Genomic DNA, 12,757 nt, shown 5'->3' with positions numbered 1-12,757 from the left:
GTGGTACACGAGCCGCCACTACTCATGAGCGCGCACCCCCCAAACCCCGGTTCCACCAATGTCAGGGGATACCTGTGAACCGCTCGCTCCTGAGGCTGGCCGCCACGTTCGGCGCGGCCGGCGCGCTCGCCGGAACGACCGTGCTGCACGCCGACGCCACCCCGGCGCGCCAGCACCGAGCCGCCGCCCAGCACGTCCTGCTCATCTCCGTCGACGGACTACACCAGGCCGACCTCGACCGCTACACCGCCCAGCACCCGCAGTCCCCGCTCGCCCGGCTCGTGCACGGCGGCGTGCAGTACACGCACGCGAGCACCACCACTCCCTCGGACTCCTTCCCCGGCATGACCGCCCAGGTCACCGGCGGCGGCCCGGGTACCACCGGGGTCTACTACGACGACTCCTACGACCGCACCCTGCTCCCGGCCGGCACCACGGACTGCGAGAGCGCCAAGCCGGGCGCCGAGGTCGACCTCACCGAGGACCTCGACAAGGACAAGTCGGCCCTCGACGCCGGCCAGGGCCTGACCGGGCTGCCCGGCAGCATCCTGAAGATGACCGGCCACCCGCAGACGCTGCTGAACCCGGCCGCGCTGCCCGTCGACCCGAAGACCTGCAAGCCGGTCGCCCCGCACTCCTACCTGCGCGTCAACACCGTCTTCGACGTGGCCCGCCAGGCAGGTCTGCGGACCGCCTGGTCGGACAAGCACGCCGCGTACGACATCCTCGACGGGCCCTCGGGCAACGGCATCCAGGATCTCTTCACGCCCGAGATCAACTCCGACGCCATCGGCTACGCCAAGGGCGCCGACTGGACCAAGGACAACAAGGCGACGCAGCAGTACGACCACTACAAGGTCCAGGCCGTCCGCAACGAGATCGACGGATACGACCACAGCCGCGCCCACCGCACCGGCACCCCGGCGGTGTTCGGCCTGAACTTCCAGTCGGTTTCGACCGCGCAGAAGCTGCCCGCGTCCGACGGCCTCAAGGGCGGCTACGCGACCAAGGGCGTGCCCGGACCGCTGGTCGAGCAGAGCATCGGCTTCGTGGACGCCGAAGTCGGCTCACTGGTCGCCGAGTTGAAGGCCCGCCACCTCGACGGCAGCACGACCGTCGTGCTGTCCGCCAAGCACGGCCAGTCGCCGACCGACCCGGCCGCGCTGACCCGCATCGACGACGCGCCGCTGCTCGCCGGTCTGAACGCGGCCTGGAAGAAGGCCCACCCGGGTGCCGGCGACCTCGTCGCACACTCCGCGGACGACGACGGCGTGCTGCTGTGGCTGAACGACCACACGCAGGGCGCCGCCGACTTCGCGAAGGCGTACCTGCTCGCCCAGAACGGCAACGGCACCGACATCGACGCCAAGCCGAAGCCCTTCACCGCGAGCGGTCTCACCAAGGTGTACGCGGGCAGGGAAGCGGCCCGGTACTTCGGGGTGCCGACCGGTGACGCCCGGGTCCCCGACCTCTTCGGCATCGCCCGCGACGGCGTCGTCTACACCGGCGGCACCAAGAAGATCGCCGAGCACGGCGGTGCCAACGCCGACGACCTCGACGTCCCGCTGGTGGTCTCCGGCGCGGGCACCCCGGCCGGAGTGCGCGACGCGCACCGCGTCCGCACCACCCAGATCGCGCCCACCATCCTGGCGCTGCTCGGCCTGGACCCGCAGGACCTCCAGGCCGTACGCCGCGAACACACCCGCGTGCTGCCGGTCCGCTGACCCGGGCCCCGGCACCAGAAACCCCCGGCGGTGCTCAGCACCGCCGGGGGTTTCGGGGATCGGGACTCAGGCCTGGGCGCCCGTGTTCGCCAGCGCCGTCGAGAGCTCCTGGGCGATGCCCTGGAGGATCGGGACGATCCTGTCGGTGGCCGCCTCGGTGACCCGGCCGGCCGGGCCCGAGATCGAAATGGCCGCCGCGGTGGGGGAGTTGGGCACCGACACCGCGAGGCAGCGCACCCCTATCTCCTGCTCGTTGTCGTCCACCGCGTACCCGGCCCGGCGCACCTGCTCAAGGGCGTCGAGGAAGCCGTCCGCAGTCGTGATCGTCTTCTCGGTCGCGGCCGGCATGCCGGTGCGGGCGAGCAGCGCGCGGACCTCCTCCGGCGGAGTGTGCGCGAGCAGCGCCTTGCCCACGCCCGTGGAGTGCGGCAGCACCCGGCGGCCGACCTCGGTGAACATCCGCATCGAGTGCTTCGAGGGCACCTGCGCCACGTACACGATCTCGTCGCCGTCGAGCAGCGCCATGTTCGCGGTCTCGCCGGTCTCCTCCACGAGCCGGGTGAGATACGGCCGGGCCCAGGTACCGAGCAGCCGGGACGCCGACTCGCCGAGGCGGATGAGGCGCGGACCGAGCGCATAGCGCCGGTTGGCCTGCTGGCGTACGTAGCCGCAGGCCACGAGCGTACGCATCAGACGGTGGATGGTCGGCAGGGGTAGGCCGCTGCTCGCGGAGAGCTCGCTGAGGCCGACCTCGCCCCCGGCGTCGGCCATCCGCTCAAGAAGGTCGAAGGCGCGCTCGAGGGACTGGACGCCTCCGCCGGTGGCGGATGGCTTGGAGGCGTCGGTGGTGCTGGCGCTTGACGTCGGCACGGCGCGTTCCTTTCGGTACTGGCAGGCGAGGGAGCAGCCTATCGGGCGGTTGTCCGTCCTACCCTGGAGAGGTCGGGCGTCCAGGCCGGTCGGAGCGGGTTTGTCCGTTCGTTCACCGCACCCCGTGGCGATACCTACATTCTGCTTGGTGAAATTCTAATTCCATTCTGTGGAAACCTCCAAGTCTCGCGTCCGTGTCGGTGGTCACCTCTCGGCCACTCTTGACGGTTTCGTCGGCGAGCGCGCAAACTCCTTCAACAGATCGTTGAAATTCCGGGGTACGGAAAGATTCCGCTGGAAGTGAGGGGCTCGGGTGTCCGAAGTCAACCTGGTACTGCGCTCGACACGCGTCATCACCCCCGAGGGGACGCGCCCGGCGTCTGTCGCCGTCGCCGACGGGAAGATCGCCGACGTACTGCCGTACGAGGCCGACGTCCCGGCCGGTGCACGCCTGGAGGACTTCGGTGACGACGTGCTGCTGCCCGGCATCGTCGACACCCATGTGCACGTGAACGACCCCGGCCGCACCGAGTGGGAGGGCTTTTGGACCGCCACCCGCGCGGCCGCCGCCGGTGGCATCACCACCCTCATCGACATGCCCCTCAACTCGCTGCCGCCCACCACCACGGTCGAGAACCTGCGCGTCAAGCAGGAGGTCGCCGCGAGCAAGGCGCACATCGACACCGGCTTCTGGGGCGGCGCGCTGCCCGACAACGTCAAGGACCTCAAGGCCCTGCACGAGGCGGGCGTCTTCGGCTTCAAGGCGTTCCTGTCACCGTCCGGGGTCGAGGAGTTCCCCGAGCTGAACCAGGAGCAGCTGGAGCGCTCGCTGGCCGAGATCGCCGGGTTCGACGGGTTGATGATCATCCACGCCGAGGACCCGCACGAGCTCGACGCCGCCCCGCACCTGACCGGCCCCAAGTACGCCGACTACCTCGCCACCCGGCCGAAGGTCTCCGAGAACGCCGCGATCGAGGGCCTCATCGCCGCGGCCAGGCGGATCGGCACCCGCGTGCACATCCTGCACCTGTCGTCCTCGGACGCCCTGCCGCTGATCGCCGCCGCCAAGCGCGCGGGCGTCAAGCTCACCGTGGAGACCTGTCCGCACTACCTCACCCTGACGGCAGAGGAAGTCCCGGACGGGGCAAGCGAGTTCAAGTGCTGCCCGCCGATTCGCGAGGCCGCCAACCAGGACCTGCTGTGGCAGGCGCTGGCCGACGGCACGATCGACTGCATCGTCACCGACCACTCGCCGTCCACCGTCGAGCTGAAGACCGACGACTTCGCCACCGCCTGGGGCGGCATCTCCGGTCTCCAGCTCAGCCTGCCCGCGATCTGGACCGAGGCCCGCAGGCGCGGCCACAGCCTGGAGGACGTGGTCCGCTGGATGTCCACCGCGACCGCCGACCTGGTGGGCCTGTCGCAGAAGGGCGCCATCGAATCCGGGCGCGACGCAGACTTCGCGGTGCTCGCCCCCGACGAGACCTTCACCGTGGACCCCGCCGAACTCCAGCACCGCAACCACGTCACCGCCTACGCCGGCAAGACGCTGCACGGTGTCGTCAAGTCGACCTGGCTGCGCGGCGAGCGCATCCAGCACGACGGCGTCATCGCCGAGCCCACCGGCCGCCTGCTCGAAAGGAACAACTGACACCGTGAGCACCCCGCCTTCCTTCACCGGTGACGCCAGCCCCTTCGGCGGCGGCGACCCGTACGCGGACTACCGCACCGCCGACTTCGGCTTCACTCAGTACGCCGACCTCGCCGACCGGCGCCTGGGCGCGGGCGTGATCGCCGCGAACGACGAGTTCTTCGCCGAGCGCGAGAACCTGCTCAAGCCCGAGCCCGCCGAGTTCGACCCCGAGCACTTCGGGCACAAGGGCAAGATCATGGACGGCTGGGAGACCCGCCGTCGCCGCGGTGTCTCGGCCGACCGGCCGCACCCCACCGACGAGGACCACGACTGGGCGCTCATCCGCCTGGGCGCGCCCGGCGTCATCCGCGGCATCGTCGTCGACACCGCGCACTTCCGCGGCAACTACCCGCAGGCGGTGTCGGTCGAGGCGGCCTCGGTGCCCGGCTCCCCATCGCCCGAGGACCTCCTGTCCGGCGACGTGAAGTGGGTAACTCTCGTACCCCGTACGGCAGTTGGCGGGCACGCGGCCAACGGCTTCGCGGTGGACGTGGAGCAGCGCTTCACCCACCTCAGGCTCAACCAGCACCCGGACGGCGGTGTGGCCCGCCTGCGCGTGTACGGCGAGGTCGCGCCCGACCCCAAGTGGCTCGGGGTGCTCGGCACCTTCGACCTCGTCGCGCTGGAGAACGGCGGCCGGGTCGAGGACGCCTCCGACCGCTTCTACTCGCCCGCCACCAACACCATCCAGCCGGGCCGCTCCCGCAAGATGGACGACGGCTGGGAGACCCGGCGGCGCCGCGACAAGGGCAACGACTGGATCCGCTACCAGCTCGTCGCGCGGTCCGAGATCCGCGCGGTCGAGATCGACACGGCGTACCTCAAGGGCAACTCGGCGGGCTGGGCGGCGCTTTCGGTCTCCGACGGTTCGGGCGAGTGGACCGAAGTCCTGCCGCGCACCCGGTTGCAGCCCGACACGAACCACCGCTTCGTGCTCGACACCCCCGCGGTGGGCAGCCACGTCCGCATCGACATCTTCCCCGACGGCGGCATCTCGCGCCTGCGGCTGTTCGGCTCGCTCACGGCCGAGGGCGCGGCGCGGCTGACCGCCCGCCACCAGGAACTGGGCGGCTGAGCCTGTCCGTTCCCCCATGACAGGGCGGCACGACACCCGCCCGCCGACGCGAGGCACCCCGACCCGACAGCACCGGGGTGCCTCGCGTTGTTTCTCCCACCGGCCCCAGGCCCCGGGGCTCCGTCCCTCGACGCACCGAGGCCCGAAGGGCGGGGGCCGCACGATTTTGCCGCTGCCACGGGCCCGGGTGGAGGCCGGCGGGCGTTACGCCGCGTACCCGCCGTCCACCGTCAGCTCGGCGCCCGTCACGTACGACGCCTCCGCCCCGGCGAGGTACGCCACCATCGAGGCGACCTCCTGCGCCACCCCGTACCGCCCGAGCGACGTCAGTGCGCTCTGCGCCGGTGCCGTCGGTCCGTCCGCCGGGTTCATGTCGGTGTCGATGGGGCCCGGGTGCACCAGGGTCGCGTTGATGCCGCGGCCCCCCAGCTCCCGCGCCAGCGCCTTCGTGAGCCCGATGAGCGCCGCCTTGCTCATCGCGTACAGCGTGCCGCCGGGGCCCGGTACCCGCTGGGCCATGCAGCTGCCGATCGTGACGATCCGGCCGCCGTGCGGCATGCGGGCCGCCGCCGTCCGGGAGGCGAGGAAGACGCCGCGCACGTTCACCGCGAGCACCCGGTCGACATCGCCGAGCGTGATGTCGCCGAGCGGCCCGAGCACCCCGACCCCCGCGTTGTTGACCAGGACGTCGAGACCGCCGAGGGCCTGTTCGGCCCGCTCGACCGAGGCCACCGCGTCCTCGGCCAGCGCCAGGTCCGCGCGCAGCGCGACCCCGCGCCGCCCCATCGCCTCAATCTTCGCGACGACCTCCCGGGCGCCCTCCTCGCCCTGTACGTAGGTGACGGCGACATCGGCGCCCTCCTGGGCGAGCCGCACCGCGATGGCTGCCCCGATGCCCCGGCTGCCGCCCGTGACCAGGGCCTTCTTGCCGTTGAGCGCGTTCATGATGGGTCCTTCCCCGTCGGCCGTTCGGCCGGTGACCAGTAGTGGTTGCGGGTTCAAGGAAAGCGGCCTCCGCACCCCCGCGCTGGCGGTCATCGGACGCCGAGGCCCGGCTCTCGGAACCCGGCACTTCGTGTCGTACGTTGACCAGCGGCAAGCACCCCGCGCACTCAGGAGACCCGGCCGTGACCCTTCAGCAAGAGATCGTCGGCAACGCCATGCAGATGGCCGTCGTGAACCTCACCCCCGGCCAGACCGTGTACTGCGAGGCGGGCAAGTTCCTGTTCAAGACGGCCAACGTCAGCATGGAGACGCGCCTGTCCGGACCCGACCGCGGCCGCAGCGGCCAAGCGGACCAGGGCGGCGGCATGGGGGGCATGCTGCGCCAGGCCATGGGCACCGCCATGCAGGTCGGCCAGCGCGCGCTCGCCGGTGAATCGCTCGCCTTCCAGTACTTCACCTCCACCGGCGGCGAGGGCACCGTCGGCTTCGCCGGCGTGCTGCCCGGCGAGATGCGCGCCCTCGAACTCACCGGAAACCGCGCCTGGTTCGCCGAGAAGGACGCCTTCGTGGCCGCCGAGTCCACCGTCGACTTCGGCATCGCCTTCCAGGGCGGCCGCACCGGCATGAGCGGCGGCGAGGGCTTCATCCTGGAGAAGTTCACCGGCACCGGCACCGTGATCATCTGCGGTGCGGGCAACTTCATCGACCTCAATCCGGCCGACTTCGGTGGCCGCATCGAGGTCGACACGGGCTGCATCGTCGCCTTCGAGGAAGGCATCGAGTACGGGGTGCAGCGCATCGGCGGCCTCAACCGCCAGGGCCTCATGAACGCCGTCTTCGGCGGCGAGGGCCTCTCGCTCGCCACCCTGGAGGGCAACGGCCGCGTCATACTCCAGTCCCTGACCATCGAAGGCCTGGCGAACGCCCTCAAGAAGGCCCAGGGCGGCGACAAGCAGGGTCCCACCGGCGGGCTCTTCTCCACCCACGCGGGGTGACGGTCGCGGCCGCGCCGATGAGTTCGGCCGGGGCGCCGGGTCTCAGTCGGTGACAGCGGCGTGGCGCCCCACGCCGGATCCGGACCCGGCGAAAGGATCGGGCCATGAAGCTCACCATCACCACCTTCCTCACCCTCGACGGGGTCATGCAGGCACCCGGGGGTCCCTCCGAGGACCGCAGCGGGGTCTTCGAACACGGCGGCTGGCTGGTCCCCTTCGCGGACGAGGACCTGGGGCGGTACGTGACCGAATGGATCGGCCGCGCGGACGCCTTCCTGCTCGGCCGGCGCACGTACGACATCTTCTCCGCGCACTGGCCGCGCGTCACCGACCCGGACGACCCCGTCGCGCGCAGCCTCAACCACCTCCCCAAGTACGTCGTCTCCAACACGCTCGACCACCCCGCCTGGCAGAACACCACCGTCGTCTGCGGGAACGAGGACGGCGTGGTCAAGGGGATCCAGGCGCTCAAGGACCGGCCGGGCGGCGAGCTCCAGGTGCACGGCAGCGGCGTCCTCGCCCAGTTCCTGATGCGGCACGAACTCATCGACGAGTACCGGCTGTGGACCTTCCCGGTGGTCCTCGGCCAGGGACGGCGGCTGTTCGCCGACGGTGCCCTGCCCACCTCCTTCGAGCTCACCGACTCCCGCACCTCCAGCACCGGGGTCTCGGTCAACAACTACCGCCCGGCGGGCCGGCCCCGGCACGGGAGCTTCGAACTGGACCAGTGAATCGCGGCGGGCGGCGGGTGAATCCCGGTGGGCGGCCGGTCCGGTGAATCCCGGCGGACGGCCGGGTGAGTGCCGGTGAGCGGCCGGTCCGGTGAGTGCCGGTGGGCGACCGATGACCCCTGGTGGGCGGCCGGTGAAACGGCCTTTCCCGCCCTGGTCCCGCCCGGGTACGGTGATCGTTCCCCGTGCGAGCCGCCGTCGTCTCCACGCCTCAGGCCGTCTGGAGACCGGACCCGTGTCGTCGCTCGCCGTACCCTCCGCCACATTCGCCCCGCGCCGCGCCTGGCTCACCGACCTGCCCGTTCTCCTGGTGGCCGTCGTCTGGGGCGCCAGCTACCTCGCCGCGAAGGACATCACCACCGCCCGGACCGTGGTCGCCGTCCTGGTGCTGCGCTTCGCGCTCGTACTGCCGGTCCTCGCGGTCGCCGGGTGGCGTGGGCTGCGCTCGCTGACCGCCGCCCAGTGGCGCGGCGCGGGACTGCTCGGCCTCGTACTGAGCGGGATCTTCCTCCTGGAGACGTACGGCGTCGTGCACACCTCGGCGACCAACGCCGGGCTCATCATCAGCCTCACCATGATCTTCACTCCGCTCGCCGAGGCGGCCGTCACGCGCCCCCAAGCTCTCGGCTTCGCTCGAGCAGGGGGGACCCCCACCCGGCCGCCGCGGGCCTTCCTCGGCGCTGCGGCCCTCTCGGTGGCGGGCGTGGTCCTGCTGACCCAGGGCGGCGGCTTCACCGCCCCCTCGGCGGGCGACCTCCTGATGCTGCTCGCCGCGCTGGCCCGTACCGCGCACGTCCTGTTCATGGCCCGCATCAAGGCGGTCCAGGACGCCGACTCGCTCTCCTTGACCACCGTCCAACTCGGCGGCGCAGTCGGGGTGTTCGCCGTGCTCGCCGCCGTGCCCGGCACGGGAGGCGCGCCCTGGACCGTGGCCGCGGACTTCGGCGTGCGCGAGTGGACGGGGCTGCTCTTCCTGTCCGTGTTCTGCACGCTCTTCGCGTTCTTCGTGCAGATGTGGGCCGTCCGTCGCACCTCCCCGTCCCGCGTCAGCCTGCTGCTGGGCACCGAGCCCCTCTGGGCGGCGGCGGCCGGCATCGCCCTGGGCGGCGAACGCCTGGGCGCCCTCGGCCTGTTGGGCGCGGTCCTCGTCCTCGCGGGCACGGCCCTGGGGCGCCGGGCCGCGGGAGCCTGACCACTCCCTCACGCCTCGGGCAACAGGGGAGGCCCGCAGCCCCTTCCTCCTGCCCCGGGCGCACCGGCCGTGGCTACCTCTTCACACCCCGCTCCGCCGCGATCAGCACCGCCACACCCGCCACCGCGAGCACGACACTCGCGAAGATCTCATGGCCCGCCAGAGCGTTGGGCCGGTGCACCACCGTCCACAGACCGAACCAGCCGGTCCACTCGTGGAGCAGGCCGCCCACGCCCTGGACCAGCAGAACGACCCCGGCGACCTCCAGGAATTTCCTCATGGGCCGAGCCTGCGCCGACCGGCCGGGCCGTCGCGTCGGCCATCGGGACACCGCAGGCGCGTCCAAAGTCTGCGACCGAGCGACTTTGGTAGCGTCCCGCGCCCGCCACCCGCCGCTCGGCCGCCGCGCTGCGTAACTTTGTCGACATGACACGAGCCGGACCCGAGTTCCGCTGGCTGCTGCCCTCGGCGGTGGCCGACCCCGAGCTGCCCGGCGACCGGGCCCGGCCGCGGCGCACCGTGCGCGACTGGGCCGTCGACCTGTGCGCCTTCCTCGGCGCCGCCCTGATCGGGATGCTCGCCGCCGACGCGATGCACTCCACGCCCGGGTACTCCGACACCGTCATGGCGCTCGACCAGCTGGTGGGCGCGCTGGCCTGCTGCGCGGTGTGGCTGCGGCGGCGCTGGCCGGTGGGGCTCGCCGTGGTGCTCGTCTTCGTGTCGCTCGGCGCGCCCGTCGCCTCCGGGGCCGTCCTGGTCGCCCTGTTCAGTCTCGCCGTGCACCGGCCGTTCAAGCCCGTCGTGCTCGCCGTCAGCAGCCTCGCCGTGGTGACCTCGGTGTTCCAGCCCGTGCTGCGCCCCGACCCCACCACCAGTCTGCTCACCAACGCCATCGCGGGCACGGTGTTCATCCTGCTGGTCACCGCCTGGGGCATGCTCGTACGCTCCCGGCGTCAGCTCGTCCTGGCCCTGCGCGAGCGGGCGACCCGCGCCGAGACCGAGGCCGCGTTGCGGGCCGAGAACGCCCAGCGGCTCGCCCGCGAGGCCATCGCCCGTGAGATGCACGACGTGCTCGCCCACCGCCTCACCCTGCTCTCGGTCCACGCGGGCGCCCTCGAATTCCGGCCCGACGCGCCGCCCGCCGAGGTCGCCCGAGCGGCCGGGATCATCCGGGACAGCGCACACGAGGCGCTCCAGGACCTGCGGCAGATCATCGGCGTACTGCGCAGCCCCGGCGAGGGCGCCGACGACCGGCCGCAGCCCACCCTCGCCACCCTCGACGCCCTGGTCGCGGAGTCCCGCGCGGCCGGGATGAAGGTCGTCCTGGACCGCCGCATCCCGGACGCCGCCGACGTACCGGTCGCCACCGGCCGCAACGCCTACCGCATCGCCCAGGAAGCCCTCACCAATGCCCGCAAGCACGCGCCGGGCGCCGAGGTCACCGTCACCGTGACGGGCCGGCCGGGCGAGGGGCTCGCCGTCGAGGTACGCAACCCCGCACCCGTCGGCACCGTACCCGAGGTGCCGGGATCGGGGCAGGGCCTCATCGGCCTCACCGAACGCGCCACCCTGGCCGGCGGCCGGCTCTGCCACGGGCGCGCGCCCGACGGCTCCTTCGCGGTGGAGGCCTGGCTACCGTGGCCCTCATGACCATCCGGCTGCTCCTCGTCGACGACGACCCCCTGGTCCGCGCGGGACTCACCCTCATGCTCGGCGGCGCCGAGGACATCGAGATCGTCGGCGAGGCCGCCGACGGCTCCGGAATCGAGCAACTCGCCCTGGAACTAAGACCGGACGTCGTGCTCATGGACATCCGCATGCCCCACGTCGACGGCCTCACCGCCACCGAGACGCTGCGGGCCCGCCCCGACGCGCCCGAGGTGATCGTCCTGACCACCTTCCACGCCGACGAGCAGGTGCTGCGGGCGCTGCGGGCCGGAGCCGCCGGATTCGTCCTCAAGGACACCCCGCCCGCCGAGATCGTCGCGGCCGTACGCCGCGTCTTCGCCGGAGACCCCGTGCTCTCGCCCGCCGTCACCCGGCAGTTGATGACCCAGGTGTCGGGCGGCGCCGTCGCACCCGGCGACCGGACGGCGCGGGCCCGCAGCCGCCTCGCGCTGCTCGCCGAGCGCGAACGGGAGGTCGCCGTGGCCGTCGGACGCGGCCAGTCGAACGCCGAGATCTCCGCCCGGCTGTATCTCAGCGTGCCCACCGTGAAGACCCACGTGTCCCGTGTCCTGGCCAAGCTGCGCCTCAACAACCGTGTGCAGATCGCCCTGTTGGTGCATGACGCCGGTCTGCTCGACGAGAGCGGCGACGACGTAGGCTGAAGCGAACCGAGGGAAGGCGGACCATGCCCGTCATCGACCTGAGCGAACACGCCGAGCAGTTCAACGCCGATCCGTACCCGGTCTACGCCAAGCTGCGTGCGGCCGGGCCCGCGCATCTGGTCCGCACTCCGGCCGGAGGCGACGTCTGGCTGATCGTCGGGCACGAGGAGGCGCGGTCCGCGCTCGGCGACCCCCGTCTCTCCAAGGACTGGCGAGCCATCGCGGAAGAGGGCTACGTCGAACTGCCGGTCAGCGCCAACATGCTGGAAACCGACCCGCCGCAGCACACCCGGCTGCGCAAACTGGTGGCGCGGGAGTTCACCCCGCGCCGCATCGAAGCGCTGCGCCCCCGCGTGCAGGAGATCACCGACCAGCTCGTCACCACCATGCTGGCCGCCCCCGACCGCACCGCCGACCTGGTCGACTCGCTCGCCTTCCCCCTGCCGATGACCGTGATCTGCGAACTGCTCGGCGTGCCCGACCTCGACCAGGAGGCCTTCCGCGTCCTGTCCAACGAGGCGGTCGCCCCGACCGTGAACGACAACACCGCGGTGCGCGAGATCGGCAAGTACCTGGTCGGGCTGATCGAGGACAAACGCTGCACCCGCCCCGCCGACGACCTGCTGAGCGCCCTGATCCGCGCCCGCCACGACGACGGCGACCAGCTGTCGCAGGACGAACTCATCGGCATGGCCTTCCTTCTGCTCGTCGCCGGCCACGAGACGACCGTCAACCTCATCTCCAACGGGGTACGCGTCCTGCTCGGCCACCCCGATCAACTGGCCGCACTGCGCGCCGACTTCACCCTCATCGACGCTGCGATCGAAGAACTGCTCCGCTACGAAGGACCCGTCGGGACCGCCACCTACCGCTTCGCCCGCGAACCCGTCCTCGTCGGCGACGCCCTCATCCCGGCGGGCGCCCCCGTCCTGGTCGCCCTCGCCTCGGCCGGCCGCGACCCGGACCGCTACCCCGACCCGGACCGCTTCGACATCCGGCGCCCCCCACAGGGTCACCTCGCCTTCGGCCATGGCATCCACTTCTGCCTCGGCGCCCCGCTCGCCCGCCTGGAGGGCGCGACCGCGCTCCGCACCCTGCTCGAACGCACCCCAGACCTCCAACTGGCAGCGGAACCAGCGCAGTTGGAGTGGCTGCCCGGCATGCTCATCCGGGGCGTACGCCACCTGCCGGTCCGCTGGTGA

The 12,757-nt window shown here is 72.0% G+C and carries 12 protein-coding genes; 9 read left to right on the top strand and 3 right to left on the bottom strand.

Features of this window, described 5'->3' with window-relative positions; all coding sequences use genetic code 11:
* Positions 1 to 74 precede the first annotated feature (74 nt).
* On the top strand, positions 75 to 1,724 hold the full coding sequence (locus tag OG522_RS08720; RefSeq protein WP_329462365.1) for an alkaline phosphatase family protein: 1,650 nt from the start codon (positions 75 to 77) through the stop codon (positions 1,722 to 1,724).
* Between the two features lie 66 nt (positions 1,725 to 1,790).
* Here the strand turns inward: OG522_RS08720 and OG522_RS08715 are convergent, their stop codons facing one another.
* Positions 1,791 to 2,594, bottom strand: a complete 804-nt coding sequence (locus OG522_RS08715; RefSeq protein ID WP_329462364.1) for an IclR family transcriptional regulator — start codon at positions 2,592 to 2,594, stop codon at positions 1,791 to 1,793.
* Between the two features lie 313 nt (positions 2,595 to 2,907).
* Here OG522_RS08715 and allB point away from each other — a divergent pair, with 313 nt between their 5' ends.
* Both allB and alc read left to right on the top strand, forming a co-directional pair.
* Entirely contained in the window at positions 2,908 to 4,245 is a 1,338-nt protein-coding gene (gene allB, locus OG522_RS08710; protein WP_329462363.1) for an allantoinase AllB, read from the top strand.
* Positions 4,246 to 4,249: 4 nt separating this feature from the next.
* Positions 4,250 to 5,362: an allantoicase gene (gene alc, locus OG522_RS08705; protein WP_329462362.1), complete on the top strand. Its 1,113-nt coding sequence runs from the start codon at positions 4,250 to 4,252 to the stop codon at positions 5,360 to 5,362.
* A gap of 204 nt (positions 5,363 to 5,566) precedes the next feature.
* Here alc and OG522_RS08700 read toward each other — a convergent pair whose 3' ends face one another.
* A complete protein-coding gene (locus OG522_RS08700) occupies positions 5,567 to 6,307 on the bottom strand; it encodes an SDR family NAD(P)-dependent oxidoreductase (protein ID WP_329462361.1) in 741 nt (246 codons plus the stop codon).
* Between the two features lie 182 nt (positions 6,308 to 6,489).
* Here OG522_RS08700 and OG522_RS08695 point away from each other — a divergent pair, with 182 nt between their 5' ends.
* From OG522_RS08695 to OG522_RS08685, 3 genes are all read left to right on the top strand, one after another.
* Positions 6,490 to 7,302 (top strand): AIM24 family protein, encoded by an 813-nt coding sequence (locus OG522_RS08695; RefSeq protein ID WP_329462360.1) that lies wholly within the window; start codon positions 6,490 to 6,492, stop codon positions 7,300 to 7,302.
* A 104-nt stretch (positions 7,303 to 7,406) separates the two neighbouring features.
* Positions 7,407 to 8,033 (top strand): dihydrofolate reductase family protein, encoded by a 627-nt coding sequence (locus OG522_RS08690; RefSeq protein WP_329462359.1) that lies wholly within the window; start codon positions 7,407 to 7,409, stop codon positions 8,031 to 8,033.
* A gap of 235 nt (positions 8,034 to 8,268) precedes the next feature.
* The gene (locus OG522_RS08685) at positions 8,269 to 9,225 is read left to right on the top strand and encodes an EamA family transporter (protein WP_329462358.1); all 957 of its coding nucleotides are present in this window, start codon (positions 8,269 to 8,271) and stop codon (positions 9,223 to 9,225) included.
* Positions 9,226 to 9,298: 73 nt separating this feature from the next.
* Here OG522_RS08685 and OG522_RS08680 read toward each other — a convergent pair whose 3' ends face one another.
* Positions 9,299 to 9,505, bottom strand: coding sequence for a hypothetical protein (locus OG522_RS08680; protein ID WP_329462357.1), 207 nt, complete (start codon positions 9,503 to 9,505; stop codon positions 9,299 to 9,301).
* A 146-nt stretch (positions 9,506 to 9,651) separates the two neighbouring features.
* Here OG522_RS08680 and OG522_RS08675 point away from each other — a divergent pair, with 146 nt between their 5' ends.
* Genes OG522_RS08675 through OG522_RS08665 form a run of 3 tightly spaced genes read left to right on the top strand, consistent with a single transcriptional unit; the run spans position 9,652 to position 12,757 of the window.
* Positions 9,652 to 10,875, top strand: a complete 1,224-nt coding sequence (locus tag OG522_RS08675; RefSeq protein ID WP_329462356.1) for a sensor histidine kinase — start codon at positions 9,652 to 9,654, stop codon at positions 10,873 to 10,875.
* Positions 10,872 to 11,555 carry a response regulator transcription factor gene (locus tag OG522_RS08670; protein ID WP_329462355.1) on the top strand — a complete coding sequence of 228 codons (684 nt, stop codon included), beginning with the start codon at positions 10,872 to 10,874 and terminating at the stop codon, positions 11,553 to 11,555. Before OG522_RS08675 ends, OG522_RS08670 begins: the two co-directional genes overlap by 4 nt.
* 23 nt (positions 11,556 to 11,578) lie before the next feature.
* Positions 11,579 to 12,757 carry a cytochrome P450 family protein gene (locus OG522_RS08665; protein WP_329462354.1) on the top strand — a complete coding sequence of 393 codons (1,179 nt, stop codon included), beginning with the start codon at positions 11,579 to 11,581 and terminating at the stop codon, positions 12,755 to 12,757.

The sequence above is a fragment of the Streptomyces sp. NBC_01431 genome, assembly GCF_036231355.1.
Classification (GTDB): Bacteria; Actinomycetota; Actinomycetes; order Streptomycetales; family Streptomycetaceae; genus Streptomyces.
Note: the sequence above shows the minus strand (reverse complement) of the source record. Positions and strands in the feature narration are given on the sequence as shown.